Source organism: Hyphomicrobiales bacterium (assembly GCA_002869065.1).
Classification (GTDB): Bacteria; Pseudomonadota; Alphaproteobacteria; order Rhizobiales; family Rhodobiaceae; genus Rhodobium.
In genome coordinates this window covers 89,543-104,653 of record PKTR01000005.1, presented here as the reverse complement: position 1 = coordinate 104,653, position 15,111 = coordinate 89,543, and the positions used below count along the sequence as shown (strand labels likewise).

Annotated in this window: 14 protein-coding genes; 5 read left to right on the top strand and 9 right to left on the bottom strand. The window is 64.6% G+C overall.

Annotated features, from left to right (window positions below; genetic code table 11):
- The first annotated feature begins 122 nt into the window (after positions 1-122).
- The 4 genes from C0606_14485 to C0606_14470 all read left to right on the top strand — a co-directional run bounded on the left by C0606_14485 (position 123) and on the right by C0606_14470 (position 4,800).
- Positions 123-1,073 carry a UDP-3-O-acyl-N-acetylglucosamine deacetylase gene (locus C0606_14485; GenBank protein PLX36486.1) on the top strand — a complete coding sequence of 317 codons (951 nt, stop codon included), beginning with the start codon at positions 123-125 and terminating at the stop codon, positions 1,071-1,073.
- Between the two features lie 214 nt (positions 1,074-1,287).
- On the top strand, positions 1,288-2,154 hold the full coding sequence (locus tag C0606_14480; GenBank protein PLX36485.1) for an outer membrane protein assembly factor BamD: 867 nt from the start codon (positions 1,288-1,290) through the stop codon (positions 2,152-2,154).
- 131 nt (positions 2,155-2,285) lie between these two features.
- Positions 2,286-3,947 (top strand): DNA repair protein RecN, encoded by a 1,662-nt coding sequence (gene recN, locus C0606_14475; protein ID PLX36484.1) that lies wholly within the window; start codon positions 2,286-2,288, stop codon positions 3,945-3,947.
- Between the two features lie 112 nt (positions 3,948-4,059).
- Positions 4,060-4,800: a pyridoxine 5'-phosphate synthase gene (locus C0606_14470; GenBank protein ID PLX36483.1), complete on the top strand. Its 741-nt coding sequence runs from the start codon at positions 4,060-4,062 to the stop codon at positions 4,798-4,800.
- 566 nt (positions 4,801-5,366) lie between these two features.
- Here the strand turns inward: C0606_14470 and C0606_14465 are convergent.
- The 9 genes from C0606_14465 to C0606_14425 all read right to left on the bottom strand — a co-directional run bounded on the left by C0606_14465 (position 5,367) and on the right by C0606_14425 (position 13,383).
- Entirely contained in the window at positions 5,367-6,935 is a 1,569-nt protein-coding gene (locus tag C0606_14465) for a 2-isopropylmalate synthase (GenBank protein ID PLX36482.1), read from the bottom strand.
- A gap of 402 nt (positions 6,936-7,337) precedes the next feature.
- Entirely contained in the window at positions 7,338-7,760 is a 423-nt protein-coding gene (gene arsC, locus C0606_14460; protein PLX36481.1) for an arsenate reductase (glutaredoxin), read from the bottom strand.
- Between the two features lie 8 nt (positions 7,761-7,768).
- On the bottom strand, positions 7,769-8,005 hold the full coding sequence (locus tag C0606_14455) for a thioredoxin family protein (GenBank protein PLX36480.1): 237 nt from the start codon (positions 8,003-8,005) through the stop codon (positions 7,769-7,771).
- A gap of 12 nt (positions 8,006-8,017) precedes the next feature.
- Positions 8,018-9,076, bottom strand: a complete 1,059-nt coding sequence (locus C0606_14450) for a hypothetical protein (protein PLX36479.1) — start codon at positions 9,074-9,076, stop codon at positions 8,018-8,020.
- Positions 9,073-9,384, bottom strand: coding sequence for a transcriptional regulator (locus tag C0606_14445; GenBank protein PLX36478.1), 312 nt, complete (start codon positions 9,382-9,384; stop codon positions 9,073-9,075). Before C0606_14445 ends, C0606_14450 begins: the two co-directional genes overlap by 4 nt.
- Before the next feature lie 140 nt (positions 9,385-9,524).
- Positions 9,525-10,436, bottom strand: a complete 912-nt coding sequence (locus C0606_14440) for a phenazine biosynthesis protein PhzF (protein PLX36477.1) — start codon at positions 10,434-10,436, stop codon at positions 9,525-9,527.
- Positions 10,437-10,686: 250 nt separating this feature from the next.
- Entirely contained in the window at positions 10,687-11,706 is a 1,020-nt protein-coding gene (locus C0606_14435; GenBank protein PLX36476.1) for a ketol-acid reductoisomerase, read from the bottom strand.
- Positions 11,707-11,744: 38 nt separating this feature from the next.
- On the bottom strand, positions 11,745-12,392 hold the full coding sequence (locus C0606_14430) for a TetR family transcriptional regulator (GenBank protein ID PLX36475.1): 648 nt from the start codon (positions 12,390-12,392) through the stop codon (positions 11,745-11,747).
- 511 nt (positions 12,393-12,903) lie between these two features.
- Positions 12,904-13,383: a DUF123 domain-containing protein gene (locus C0606_14425; GenBank protein PLX36474.1), complete on the bottom strand. Its 480-nt coding sequence runs from the start codon at positions 13,381-13,383 to the stop codon at positions 12,904-12,906.
- 107 nt (positions 13,384-13,490) lie between these two features.
- On the opposite strand from C0606_14425, the gene C0606_14420 reads away from it, so the two are divergent.
- Positions 13,491-15,110 (top strand): MBL fold metallo-hydrolase, encoded by a 1,620-nt coding sequence (locus C0606_14420; GenBank protein ID PLX36473.1) that lies wholly within the window; start codon positions 13,491-13,493, stop codon positions 15,108-15,110.
- Position 15,111: the final 1 nt, after the last annotated feature.

Below are 15,111 nucleotides of genomic sequence, written 5' to 3'. Positions count from 1 at the left end.
ACGGTTGCCGCGGGTATTGTGCGGCCTGACACATCAGGCCACGTGATGCGATGGGGTTTTGTCCACACGGCGGCAGAGGGCGACAGGGTACGGGTCGCCGGAATACAGTGAAAGGAATTGTCATGGGGCGTAGCGACGGTCTGCAAGCCACCATTGGTGACCAGGTTACGCTTTCGGGGGTCGGTGTTCACAGCGGTGCGCCGGTTTCCATGACGATGCACCCCGCCGATGTCGACACCGGCATCCTGTTCCAGATCACGGACCCGCGCTCGGGCAAGGAAGCCGAAATCAGCGCCGAGTGGCGTGCGGTCACAGCGACCGAGCTGTGCACTGTTCTGGCCGGCTCGAACGGTGTGACGATCGCTACCGTCGAGCACCTGATGGCAGCGTTGCGCGGCCTCATGATCGATAACGTCATCATCGAGATCGAGGGCGTCGAAGTGCCGGTCATGGACGGCAGCTCCGGTGCCTTTGTCGATGCCATCGATTCCGTCGGCCGCGTCGTCCAGTCGCGGCCGCGTCGCTTTATCGAGGTGCTGAAGCCGGTTCGCGTCGACAAGGGCGATGCTTACGGCGAGCTGCGCCCCTACAATGGTTCGCGGCTCGAGGTCACCATCGATTTCCCGACGCCGCTGATCGGCCGTCAGAGCTTCGAAGCGGATCTGTCGCCGACCGTGTTCCGCCGCGATCTCGCGCGGGCCCGGACCTTCGGTCTGGTGCGCGACGTCGAAAAGCTGTGGCAGCTCGGTTATGCGCTCGGCTCGTCGCTGGAGAATTCCGTGGCGATCGCCGATGACCGGGTGCTGAACCCGGAAGGCACTCGCTGGAGCGACGAGTTCGTTCGCCACAAAGCGCTCGACGCGGTGGGCGATCTGGCGCTGTCGGGTCTGCCGATTCTCGGTCTCTACCGCTCCTACAAGGGCGGCCACCGGCTCAATTTCACCGTTCTGCAAGCGATGTTCGCGGACCCGACCGCCTGGCGGATCGTCGAAGGTCCGGTGCGGCGCAGCGCCGGCCATGCCGAAGTGGGTGCCGGTCTTACGGTTCCGGCGATGGGGCCGGATTACAGCTAAGCGCGATTTGGGACGGCTTTTGGCCATCTGGAGCGGCGTCGAAGGGCGTCGCTTCGCGTATGAAGAGGGCGAAATTTCGCCTGCAGTCATAAAAAAGCTCGATTGCCGGGTCAGTTCGCGTGGCATGGCAGGGCCAATTGCGGTAAAAGGCCTTGCAGGTTCGGTGCTTGGCGGTGCCGGACAGACTTTTGTTCACCCTCGTTCAGGCTCGGATATGGTTCAGCGTTCACTCAATCGTAGTCGGCAGATCGTTTCCCTTTCCCGGCGTGCAGGTCTTGCCGTCGCGATGACGGCAGCGGTCGCGCTTGGCGCGTGCTCGTCGAATGACGCTGACGATCTGGCGCTCGACAACACAACGGCTGACCAGCTGTACAATGAGGGTCTGGCGCTTTCGAACGCGGGCAAGCTCGCGGATGCGGCCAAGAAGTTCGAGGAAGTCGACCAGGTGCATCCCTATTCGGGCTATGCACGCAAGTCGCTGGTGATGTCCGCCTACACCAACTACACGGCAGGGCGCTACGAAGAGGCGATCAACGCGGGGCGCCGGTTCGCGACCCTGTTCCCGGGCAGCCCGGAAGCGGCCTACGCGCTCTATATCGTCGGCCAGTCCTATTTCCATCAGATTCCGGACGTGACACGCGATCAGGAACTGACCGAACGGGCGCTCGCGGCGATGACCGAGGTGGTCGAGAAATATCCGCAGTCGGAATATGCCGACGATGCCCGCCGCAAGATCATGATCACACGCGATCAGCTTGCCGGCAAGGAAATGGAAGTCGGCCGCTACTATCTGGAGCGGCGCAACTATGTCGGCGCCATCAGCCGGTTCCGTAACGTCATTTCGGCATACCAGACGACGCGTCACGTCGAAGAAGCGCTGGCGCGCCTGACCGAATCCTACTATTCGCTGGGTGTCATCACCGAGGCGCAGACGGCTGCTGCCGTGCTCGGCCACAACTTCCCGGACAGCAGTTGGTACAAGGATGCCTACGCGCTGCTGCAGAAGGGTGGCTACGAGCCGCAGGAGCACGAAGGCAGCTGGATCAGCAAGGCCTTCAAGTCGGCATCGAATATTATCTGAGGAAACGGCGCGTTTTTCCCATCCTGGCGGGTGGGGGCAGCCGATCCGAATATGATAGCGTGTCCTTGCAGACGGGGGGCGTGAGGCGGACCCGGCACCACGCTTTGACGAGAGGGACGTGATCGGTCGTCATGCTGTCTGCGCTTTCGATCCGTGACATCGTTCTCATCGACCGTCTCGATATTTCCTTCAATGACGGCATGACCGTGCTGACCGGCGAAACCGGCGCCGGCAAGTCGATCGTGCTCGACTCGCTGTCGATGGCGCTTGGCGCGCGCGGCGATGCCGGGCTGGTGCGGCATGGCGCGGAGCGCGGTCAGGTCACCGCCGTGTTCGATCTGGTGATCAATCATCCGGTACGGCGACTGCTCGAAGACAACGATATCGAGGCAGACGGCGACGTGATCCTGCGCCGTGTTCAGTCCGGCGACGGGCGCAGCCGCGCCTTCGTCAACGATCAGCAGGTCAGCGTCACGCTGATGCGCGAGATCGGTCGGGCGCTGGTCGAGATCCACGGCCAGCACGACGACCGGGCGCTGGTCGACCCTTCCCACCACCGCGAGCTGCTTGATGCCTTCGGTGGCCACGAGTCCGAGGTCGAGGCGCTCGGGAAAATCCACCGTGCGCTGGGCGATGCGCAGCGCAAGCTGAAGGCCCATAGGGCGCGCATCGAGGAAGCCCGCCGCGAGGCCGACTATCTGCGCGCTTCGGTCGAGGAGCTCAACAGGCTCGATCCGCAGCCGGGCGAGGAGATCGAGCTCGCCGAGCGGCGCCAGGCGATGATGCGGGCGGAAAAGATCGCCGGCGACATCAACGAAGCCAATGAGACGATCGGAGGGCCAGCCTCGCCGATTCCGACGCTCGCCAGTCTGCTACGCCGGCTCGAGCGCAAGATGGAACAGGCGCCGGGCCTGCTTGAGCCGACGGTCGATGCGCTCGGCAAGTCGATCGATTTGCTGGAAGACGTGCGCGCCGGGCTGGAGGCCGCGCTTGCCGCGACCGACTACAATCCGCGCGAACTGGAAGAGACCGAGGAACGGCTGTTCGCGCTGCGCGCAGCGGCGCGAAAGTTCCGCGTGCCGGTCGATGATCTGGTCGGGCTTTTGGCGCAGATGGAAACCGATCTCGCCGATCTCGACGCCGGTGAGGATGCGCTGGCGCAACTCGAAGCCGAAGCCGCTAGTGCCGAGAAGGCTTACGACAAGGCCGCTGCCGCGCTGAGCGAACGGCGCAAGGAAACGGCCATTTTGCTTGAAAAGGCCGTCGATGGAGAACTGCCGGCGCTGAAGCTGGAGCGGGCGCATTTTTCCGTTCGGCTGACCCATGACGCCTCGGTGCGGGCGGCGGAAGGCATCGATACGGTCGAATTCTGGGTGCAGACCAATCCGGGCACCAAGCCGGGGCCGATGATGAAGATCGCGTCCGGCGGCGAACTGGCGCGCTTTCTGCTCGCGCTGAAGGTTTCGCTGGCCGACAAGGGCTCGGCGCCGACGCTCATTTTCGACGAAATCGACACCGGTGTCGGCGGTGCCGTGGCCGAAGCCATCGGCGTGCGGCTGGCACGGCTTGCCGAGCGGGTTCAGGTGGTCGCCGTCACCCATGCGCCGCAGGTGGCGGCCTCCGCGTCGAGCCACATGCAGGTCGCCAAGGAAGAGACCGGGCCGGATCTCGTGACCACCCGGTTGATCCCGCTCGATGCCAAACAGCGGCGCGAGGAAGTCGCGCGCATGCTCGCCGGTGCCACCGTCACGGACGAGGCGCGGGCTGCCGCCGACCGGCTGATCGGCGCCTGAATTTCGCAACCTATTCCCAAAACGCGCAGCACCTTTCCCGTGCCGTTGTGTTTCCTTTTCGTCCTCGGTGATTTATGTGCGTATTTTCGCACTTCAGAGCGGGTGAAAGCCGATGCCGACACGTCTCTCCGTCAACCTCAATGCGATTGCCATGCTGCGCAACCGGCGCGATCTGCCGTGGCCGAGTGTCACCGGGATCGGCCGTATGGCGCTTGAAGCCGGGGCGCACGGGCTGACCGTGCATCCGCGCCCGGATGAGCGTCATATTCGCCGCAGCGACGTGCCGGCGATCAAAGAGGTGGTTGCCGAGTTCGCCGGTGCCGAATTCAACATCGAGGGTTATCCGAGCGACGACTTCCTGCGGCTCGTAGAGGCGCATCGGCCCGATCAGGTGACGCTGGTGCCGGACGACCCGAAGCAGTCGACCTCCGACCACGGCTGGGATATCCCGGCCAACCGGGTGATGCTGAAGGATGTGATCGGGCGGCTGAAGGCGGGTGGCATGCGGGTATCGCTGTTCGTCGACCCGGACGATCCGGAACAGCCGCCGCGCGCGGCCGACATCGGCGCCGACCGCGTCGAGATCTACACCGGCCCCTATGGCGCGACCTATGACGATCCGGCTGAGGCCGCGCGCGCCATCGAGTCGATCGCCGAAGTCGCCGAGGCCGCTCGCAGCGCCGGGCTCGGCATCAATGCCGGCCACGATCTCACCCTATGGAACCTGCCGCCGCTGATGGGCCGCGTGCCCTATATCGCCGAGGTTTCCATCGGCCACGGCATCACCGCCGACGCGTTGTTGTTCGGTATCAGCGGTGCGGTCAGGGAATATCTGCAGGCGACGGGGAACTAGTTTTTCTGTCTCACGGTTGAGTGTCGCACTTCGACCCATCCACTCACGTCATCCTCCGGCTTGACCGGAGGATCGTTCTCCATCCGGGAAGCGTTGTGTTGGAGCGCCGACCAGTGACGAGTATCCTGCTCACGCGTGCATGCATCACTGCTGGGCCGGTCGCTGCCCGATCCTCCGGTCAAGCCGGAGGATGACGAGGGGAGAGGCTCGGAGGATGACGCATGAGGATTGAGGGAGGGCGTCGTGTGAGGATGGACACGACGCTACGGCAACGTCTTTTCGGCGCACCGAATTTCCCCCACGTACTCCGCGTCACCCCGCGCTTGACGCGGGGTCCATTGCTCCTTTCCGCAAGGTAGCCCGGTGCGGGCTGGGCGAGCCGCGTCTTACCCTTTTCGACTTCTATGAAGGGGCCAGGCCATTGGATGCCGGGTCAAGCCCGGCATGACGACGGAGAGGGGCGGGCATGTGGCAACCTGCTGCCAATTGGGTAGGCCATCACCAACACCCACGAAAAAAGGCGGGCTTTTGGCCCGCCTTCTCCATTTCATCTCGGATAGCCCGGATCAGCCGACCTTCAACTCACCCGGCTTGGTGCGTTCGCGCATGACCATCAGCTTGTTGAGGGCGTGGACATAGGCGCGGGCGGAAGCCACCAGCGTATCGGGGTCGGCGCCGCGGCCGATCACCGTCTTGCCGTCTTCCTGCAGCTTGACCGAGACCTCGGCCTGGGCGTCGGTGCCCTCGGTGACCGCGTGGACCTGATAGAGCTGCAGCACGCTTTCGTGCGGCACGATGGTCTTGATGGCGTTGAAGGTCGCATCGACCGGGCCGTTGCCGGTCGCCTGCACGGTGGTGTGCGCGCCGTCGACGGCCAGCGTCAGCGTCGCCAACTGCGGACCGACGGAGCCGGCAACGACGGTCAGCGCCATCACCTTGATGCGGTCGTCGGCGGTGCCCAGTTCCTCATCGACCAGCGCCTCGATGTCCTCGTCATAGACCTGCTTCTTGCGGTCGGCGAGATCCTTGAAGCGGCGGAAGGCATCCTCGAAGGCGTTCTCGCCCAATTCGTAGCCCAGTTCCTTCAGCTTCTCGCGGAATGCGTGGCGGCCCGAATGCTTGCCCATGACCAGCGAGGTCGCGTTCACGCCGACCGATTCCGGCGTCATGATCTCGTAGGTTTCGGCGTTCTTCAGCATGCCGTCCTGGTGGATGCCGGACTCATGCGCGAAGGCGTTGCGGCCGACGATGGCCTTGTTGTACTGCACCGGGAAGGCGGTGACGGCCGACACCAGCTTGGAGGCGCGGGTCAACAGGGTCGAGTCGACGCGGGTCTGGAACGGCAGGATATCGCCGCGGGTCTTCAGTGCCATCACGACTTCTTCCAGCGCGGCGTTGCCGGCGCGTTCGCCCAGGCCATTGACGGCGCATTCGATCTGACGGGCACCGGCGCGCACGCCAGCGATCGAGTTGGCGACCGCCATGCCCAGATCGTTGTGGCAGTGGGTCGAGAAGGTTGCCATATCGGCATTCGGCACGCGGTCCATCAGCATGGCGATGAGGGCGTAGTATTCTTCCGGCGTCGAGTAACCGACGGTGTCGGGCACGTTGATGGTGGTGGCGCCGGCCTTGATCGCCGCCTCGATGCAGCGGCACAGGAAGTCGTGTTCGGTGCGGGTGCCGTCTTCCGGGCTCCACTCGACGTCGTCGGTGTGGTTGCGGGCGCGGGTGACACTCGAGATAACCGCCTCGTAGACCGTTTCCGGCTCCATCTGCAGCTTGTACTTCATGTGCACCGGGCTGGTGGAGATGAAGGTGTGGATGCGCGGCTGGCGGGCGTGCTTCAGGGCTTCGGCGGCGCGGTCGATGTCCTTGGCGCCGGCGCGGGCCAGGCCGCAGACGGCGGCGTTCTGGACGCGCTTGGAGATTTCGCTGACGGCCTCGAAGTCGACATTGGAGGCGATCGGGAAGCCGGCCTCGATGATGTCGACCTTCATTTCGTCCAGCAATTCGGCGACGGCGATCTTTTCCTCGAGCGTCATCGAGGCGCCCGGCGACTGTTCGCCGTCGCGCAAGGTGGTGTCGAAAATCTTTACGTGGTCTGCGGCGGAGCCGTTTGCGGCATCAACGGTCATGACCCTGGATCCTTCTTACGATTCAGCCCGTCTGTACGGTTTGGCTGACGGGCACATTGTCTGAGAACGCTTGGTGATAAAGCTTCCCCTGAGTACCCGCTCGTGAAGGAGCAGCCGGCGCTCAGGGGCTGATAAGGAGAAGGTCGAGGGCAAGGCGAAGCTGGGCGCCGCGCGTGGTCCGCGCGTCGATCGCAAAGGCTGCATTGGTGCGAGCGGCGATCATCATCCGGCTTCCAGTTGTCCCATTCTCTTTGTGCTGCGTCCTGAGATAGAGCAGCGAACGCATTCGGAAAGCGTCGCGTGAACAGCTTGCCAAATCGTTAATGTCCGCTCTTTTACGAAAGCCGGCGGCGATCCGCAACCGTTTTTGCGAATGGTGCGCAGGGGGGGGACCGATGTTGCTCAGCCGACACGGCGCCCTTCGGCGTCGACGATCAGTTCGCCGTCTTCCTTGTAGAGCGGGCCGGGCGGCAGGGTGTCGAGCAGGTCGAGCACGGTTTCGCTCGGCCGGCAGAGCCGCACGCCCTTCGGCGAGCAGACGATTGGCCGGTTGACCAGCACAGGGTGTTCGAGCATGGCGTCGAGCAGGGTTTCGTCGTCGACCGAAGGATCGGTGAGGCCGAGTTCCACCGCCGGCGACTTGGTGGTGCGCAGCGCCTTGCGCGGCGTGATGCCGGCGGCAGCGAACAGCGCGAGCAGCTGCGGCCGCGTCCAGCCCTCTTTCAGATATTCGATCACGGTCGGCTCGACGCCGGCTTTCATGATGATGTCGAGGACGTTGCGCGAGGTGCCGCAGTCGGGATTGTGATGGATGACGACGGTCATGTCGCGTCTCAGGCCGAGAGCCAGGCGGCGAGGTCTTCTTCCTTCGGCAGGCCGCCCGCATGCACCACCTTGCCGTCGATGACTATGCCCGGCGTGGATGCGATGCCGTAGCCGGCGATGTCGGCGTAGTCGGTGACCTTTTCCACCGTGACCTCGATGCCGAGGCGGGCCGCTTCCGCCTTGACCATGTCGGCGGTGGTTTCGCAGCGCTTGCAGCCGGGGCCGAGAACCTTGATGTCCTTCATCGGAGGTGTCCTTTACTGAACGAAGAGGAGATTGAAGAGGAAGCCGACGGCGAGAATGCCGGTCGCGACGACGGCGACGAAGACGGCGATGAGCTTCAGGCTCAGGACCTTCCTCAGAATGATCATTTCCGGCAGCGAGAGCGCGATGACGCTCATCATGAAGGCGAGCACGGTGCCGAGGGCGGCGCCCTTGCCGATCAGCGCCTCGACGATCGGAATGACGCCGGCGGCGTTGGAATACATCGGCACGCCGAGCAGGACGGCGGCGGGCACCGACCACCATGTGTGGCTGCCCATGATGTCGGCAAGAAGCGTCGCCGGCACGTAGCCGTGGATGACGGCGCCGGCGGCGATGCCGATGACGATCCACTTCCAGACCTTGACGACGATGTCGCGGACCGCGTCGATACCGGCATGGATGCGGTCGACGATGGTCATGTGCGTCTCCGGCACCTCGACAGCGCCGGCGCGAACGTTGCGCACCCAGTCTTCCAGCCAGTGTTCCAGATGCAGCCGGCCAATGATCCAGCCGGCGAGGATGGCGACGGCGAGGCCGAAGCCGAGATAGGCGAGCGCCATCTTCCAGCCGACGAGCGCGAACAACAGGCCGACGGCGATTTCATTGACCATCGGGGCCGCGATCAGGAACGAGAAGGTGACGCCGAGTGGTACGCCGGCGGAAACGAACCCGATGAACAGCGGGATCGCCGAACAGGAGCAGAAAGGCGTGACGATGCCGAGCATCGCGGCCGCCACATTGCCGAGGCCCTCGCGGCGGCCGGCGAGCAGGGCGCGGGTGCGTTCCGCCGAGAAGAAGCTTCTGACGATGCCCATGGCAAAGACCATAAGGGTCAGCAGCATCAGCACTTTCGGCGTGTCGTAGATGAAGAATTTCACCGCCTCGTAGGCATGGCTTCCGGGCTCCAGCGGCAGGAACGAGACGAGCCATTCCGATAGCGGCGCGAGCTGGAAATAGACGAGGAACCAGACGGCGACGAAGAGGACGGTGCCGCCAACCCAGAGCGCGGAGTGGCGGGCGTCGTCGCGCGGGCTCAGACCGGCGGTGCTCATGCCGCGCTCCTGTCGCCGAGGGTGGCGGCTTCCGGGTCCGGGGCGGCCAGGGTCGTCTCGACGACGGCGGACAGCGCTGAGGGGAGATCGGCATTCACCCGGTAGCGGACCCATTGCGCATCGCGCCGGTCAGTGACGAGGCCGGCGGCGCGCAGCGTGCTCATGTGGCGCGACATGTTCGGCTGGGCGATGCCGAGCCGTTTCATGAAATCGCAAAGGCACAGCTCGTCGCCTGCCTCAAGCAGGCGCATGGCCTCGCGGCGGACAGGGCTCGCCAGGGCGGAGAGGACGCGGTCGATGGTTGCCATGGGTCTGGCCGGATGCAGTGAATGTCGGTCACTGCATATGCCTGTTCATGCATATACGTCAAGCGGCATGTCGAGACCGCGATTTCGGGGCGCAGGTCTCCGGAGTGCCGTGTGGCGTGGAGCGTGCTGGCTGGAAGCCGTCAGACCGTCAGTTCGCCGCGCGCGACGATGACGGCGGAGCCGCCGATGCGCATGGCCGAGATCTTGCGTTTGTCGACATCGATTTCGAGATCGATGGTCGACGGGCGCCCCATCTCGTAGCCCTGCTCGATGTGGAAATGGTGCGTGCCGTCGGTGAGGCCGTCGAAGGAATGGATGGCGCCGGCGAAGGCGGCGGCGGCCGACCCGGTCGCCGGGTCTTCCGGGATGCCCATCATCGGCGCGAACATGCGGGCATGGAACGCCGAGGTGGTGTGCAGCGTTTCGCGGCAATAGACGAAGACGTCGTTCGCCGGCCCTTGGCCGAAGGCGGCCTTCCAGGCGGTGACGACCGGCTGCGCACGCGCGATGGCGTCGAGCCCGGCCACGGGAACAAGCGTGAAGGGCACGCCGGCCTCATAGAGCGACGGCTTGTGGTTCTCGAAGCCGATCTCGCGCGGCTCGAGCCCGAGGGCGGCGGCGATCAGCTCCTTGTCGCGGGCGGTGCCGGCGCCTTGCGGCAGGCGCGGCGCGTCGAACTCGGCATAGCCCGCCTTGTCCGGAAACAGCCGCACGCCGCAGCGCACCGTGCCGACCTTTTCCTTCAGCACCTCGACGACATCGAGTTCGCTGTCGACGTCCGGAAAGCGCTCGGAGGCGAGCAGAACGGCGGTGCCGACGGTCGGGTGTCCGGCAAAGGGCAGTTCACGGCCGGGCGTGAAGATGCGGATATCGGCCGACTGCGCCGGATTTTCGGAGGGACGCACGAAGACCGTTTCCGACAGGTTGAACTCGCGCGCGATCGCCTGCATCTGGCCGCTGTCGAGGTCTTCCGCGTCGAGCACCACCGCGAGGGGATTGCCGGCCAGCGGCGTGTCGGTGAAGACGTCGAGAATGGCATAGCGGCGCGGCATTGCAGGCTCCGGTTCTGGTGCTGCCGGAGGTGCCGGCAGGCGCGGGCGGATCGAGTCGAACGAATGCGGTCAGTCTACGCGGTTTCGTCTCGAAGCACGCGCAAAAACCCGACCCGTTGCGTATAGCCTTGTGCCCGCAGCGCGTCCACAGGCTGAACGGCGACCGGTTTCCAGAGCGTAGACAAAAAAGGAGCACGGACCGTTGCCGGCCCGCGCTCCCGTGTTTTTTGGAATTTGCCTATGAGTCGACTTAGTTCTTCGACTTGTCGACCAGGGCCTTTTCCTTGATCCACGGCATCATGTCGCGCAGACGACCGCCGACTTCCTCGATCGGGTGAGCGGCGTTGCGGGTGCGGGTGGCCTTGAACGAGGTCTGGTTGACCTTGTTTTCCAGCATCCAGTCGCGGGTGAACTTGCCCGACTGGATGTCTTCCAGAACGCGCTTCATCTCGGCCTTGGTTTCCGGGGTGATGATGCGCGGGCCGGTGACGTACTCGCCATATTCCGCGGTGTTGGAGATCGAGTAGTTCATGTTGGCGATGCCGCCCTCATAGATGAGGTCGACGATCAGCTTCACTTCGTGCAGGCACTCGAAATAGGCCATTTCCGGGGCATAGCCGGCTTCGACCAGGGTCTCGAAGCCGCCGCGGATCAGCTCGACGAGGCCGCCGCACAGCACGACCTGTTCGCCGAACAGGTCGGTTTCGCATTCTTCGCGGAACGAGGTCTCGATGATGCCGGCGCGGCCGCCGCCAATGGCCGACGCGTAGGACAGGCCGAGGTCATGGGCGTTGCCCGAGGCGTCCTGATGGATGGCGAGCAGGCACGGCACGCCGCCGCCGCGCTGGTATTCGGAGCGCACGGTGTGGCCCGGGCCCTTCGGCGCGACCATGAGGACGTCGAGGTCGGCGCGCGGCTCGATCAGGTTGAAGTGGACGTTGAGGCCGTGCGCGAACATCAGCGCCGCGCCTTCCTTCATGTTGGCGTGCAGGTGGTCGCGATAGATCTCGCCCTGCAGCTCGTCCGGGGTCAGCATCATCATGACGTCGGCCCACTGGGCGGCTTCGTCGACGCTCATCACCTTGATGCCGGCGCCTTCGGCCTTGGCGGCCGAGGCGGAGCCCGGACGCAGCGCGACGCAGACGTCTTTCACGCCGGAATCGCGCATGTTGAGAGCGTGGGCATGGCCTTGGCTGCCATAGCCGATGACCGCGACCTTCTTGTCCTTGATGAGATTGATATCGGCATCCCGATCGTAATAAACGCGCATTGGTTCCTACCCTTCCTTGTCAAAGTGAGACCGGCCGCTCAGGCCGGTGCCTTGTTTGCCCCCGGACCCTGATCGGCTCCGTAGAGGGCGAAGAAAAATTCCGTTGCCCGCCGGGCGTCCCGGCGGATTTCGTCGTCGGTGTGGTTCGGTTTGTCGCCGAGCAGCAGTCGGATCTGCACGTCGCCGATGACCAGACCGAAGAAGCTGCGAAACGCGGTATCGGCATCCTCGAAGACGAGCAAGCCCTTTTCGCGGCCAAGCTCGAGCAGCGGCTTCAACCGCTTTGCCATGGCAAAGGGGCCGTTCTCGAGCACGATGTCGCCGAGGGTGCGCTCTTCAGCGCGGGCGCTTGCGACCGCCACCCGGTTGAGCGCGATCGAGGTCTTGCCGGTCAGCACCTTCAGCCAGTTGGCGGCGAATTCCTCAAGGCTTGCCGCCAGCGAGGCGGCATCGAGGTTTTCGCGGCCGGTGGCGGCAAAGCGCACCCGCGAGGCCTGCCAGCGGACCATCGCGGTCAACAGCCCGTCGCGGTCGCCAAACCATTTGTAGAGCGTCTCCTTGGAGCAGCTCGCGCGGCGCGCGACCTGGGCCATGGTGAAGGCGTCGCCAGCCTCGACCAACAGGGCAAGGGCCGTGTCGAGCACGTCCTTCTGCCGGTCGGTCAGTTCGCTGGCGATGGCGTTCACCGGATGCTCCGTGGTGTCTTACTGCGTTTCGTGTTGTGCGTTCGGTGCCGTTCGACTTGTGGCGCGCCTTGGACCCGAATTCTGCTGCTTCGGACGGCTTCAGGTTCCCGCCTGAGAGACGTTGGCTTGTTCCGAATTCCCGAGTAGGAACGCGCCTTCACGCGCCGTACCGTACCGTACGGTTCGGCGTTATGACAGAGATCGATTGGGGGTGCAAGGGCGGAATCGGCGGGGGGAGTGGTTCCAGTGTTCCGGCCGCGTGGTGGAGGGATTGGGCTGCGGCGCTCAGGCGCTTTCCTTCTCCCTCACGTCATCCTCCGGCTTGACCGGAGGATCGGGTAGCAGCAAACGGGACCTTTCGTTTTTCGCGCGGATCTATCAGGCAGGGCCGTGTGCTCACACGCTTGCTCTTCCCGAATGGAGAGCGATCCTCCGGTCAAGCCGGAGGATGACGTGCGTGGGGGGGCGATTGCGTCGTCCACTCGCGAGCGCCGGAAAATGCAATCGAACCTCACCCCACCCTCACCAAATGGCTCGGGCATTTCGTGCAATCGGTCGAGCCGAAGCCGGGGACGGGAATGCCCACATCCGGCAGCGCCGACAGGCGTTCGCGCAGGGCGCATTCGTTGCCGTCGATGACGGCAAGCGCCGCGATGGGGCCGGCGCGAGTGGTCAGCCAGTCGATGTGCCAGCGGCGGGATTTTTCGCGGGCAAGATGGCGGGCAATACGCACCTGCAGGCCGCCGGGCCCACGCGCCGAGCCGCAATAGGCGTAGAAGCCGGGGGCGAGTTTATCCGTGCCGAAGCGCGGTGGCAGCGGAGCGGGCCGTGCCAGCCAGAACAGCAGCACATAGGCGCCGGGTTCCACTGGTAGCGAGTGGACGCGGCGCCTGCCGGCGACGGGGGCTTGCGCGTAGCCTAGATCGCGGGCGAGCGCGTGCAATATTTCCTCAAGTTCGGACTGTCGGATTGCGGTCGGGCGGGCGGTCATGACGCACCGTGGATTGCGGCCATCCCGATTATCCGGAATAGCCGGCGGTGGCGAAAAGGGGGTAGAATCCCGCTCGATCCTATCATTTCATGAGTGGAGTACGACAGATGGGCGGCAGACAGGACCACGAACCTTTCCTGCGGTTTTTCGGTGCGTCGGGCGGCGTCACCGGGTCGTGCTTTGAACTCGACACGGTTGGTGGGCGAGTGCTCGTCGACTGCGGGCTGTTTCAGGGTTCGAAGACGGAAAAGGAGCTGAACTACAAGCCGTTTCCGTTCGAGGCGCGCGACATCGATGCGGTCGTTCTGACCCACGCTCATATCGATCATTCCGGCCTGCTGCCGAAGCTGGTGCGCGCGGGCTTTGAGGGATCGATCTTCGCGACGCCGCCGACGGCGGATCTCTGCTCGGTGATGCTTCCGGATTCCGGCTACATCCAGGAGATGGAGGTGCGCCATCTCAACAAGCGCAACCGCCGGCGCGGGCGCAAGGCGGTGACGCCGATCTACACCCAGGCCGATGCGTTCAGGACGATGGAGCAGTTCCGCCCGGTCGACTATGAGCAATGGGTGGAGGTCGTGCCGGGTCTTCGCGCGCGTTACTGGAATGCCGGCCATCTGCTCGGTTCGGCATCGGCCGAAATCGAGATCGAGATGGGCGAGGGCGCCGATGGCGGGCCGCTTCGGCTGATTTTTTCCGGCGATATCGGCCCCGACAACAAGCTGTTGCAGCCGGATCCGGAAGCGCCGCGCGGTTTCGATTACCTGCTGTGCGAGAGCACTTATGGCGACACCGACCGGCATTCGGTGTCGGAAAAGGCACGCCGTGAAATGTTGCGTCGCGAGGTCGAGGACGCCTACCGGGAAAAGGGCGTTCTGCTGATCCCGTCCTTTGCCATCGAGCGCACGCAGGAGCTTTTCGTCGACCTTAACCTGTTGATGGAGGCGGGCGAGATCCCCCGCATGCCGGTCCATATCGACTCGCCGCTGGCGCGTCGCGCGACACAGGTGTTCCGCGACCATGCCGACGAGCTGGAGCGTGGTCAGGCATTGCTCAGAGCGCTTGCCGCCGACAACATCCAGTTCACCGAAAGCGTGGAAGAAAGCATCGCGCTCGACGATCTGGAGGACTTTCACATCGTTATTGCGGCAAGCGGCATGTGCGACGCGGGCCGCATCCGCCACCGGCTGAAGAACTGGCTGTGGCGTGACGAGGCGACGGTGCTTTTGGTCGGCTATCAGGCACAGGGTACGCTCGGGCGCATCCTGCTCGAAGGCGCCAAACGGGTGCGCATTCAGGGGCAGGAAATAAACGTTCACGCGCGTATCCGCTCGATCGACCTCTATTCGGGCCACGCGGATGCGCCGGAACTGAGCGCCTGGGTGCGCGAGCGCATGCCGATCCGTCAGGCGGTGTTCCTCGTGCATGGCGAAGAAGAGCCGGTGTGGGCGTTGAAGCAGCGGCTCGAAGGCTTCGTCGATGCCGATCTTCTGGTGCCGCGGCTCGACGATGCTTTCCGGCTGACCCGCAACGGCGCGCTGCCGGTCGAGGTCGAACGGACCCGCCGTATCGAACCGGAAAAGACCGGCCGTCGGGACTGGCACAACGAGGTGTCGGAACTGCTGCTCGACCTGCACGAACAGCTCGACAAGGCGGGCGACGAGAAGGCGCGGGCCGTTATTATCCGCCGGGTGCGCAAGGCGCTCGACGAGGTGGCGCGGGATTAGG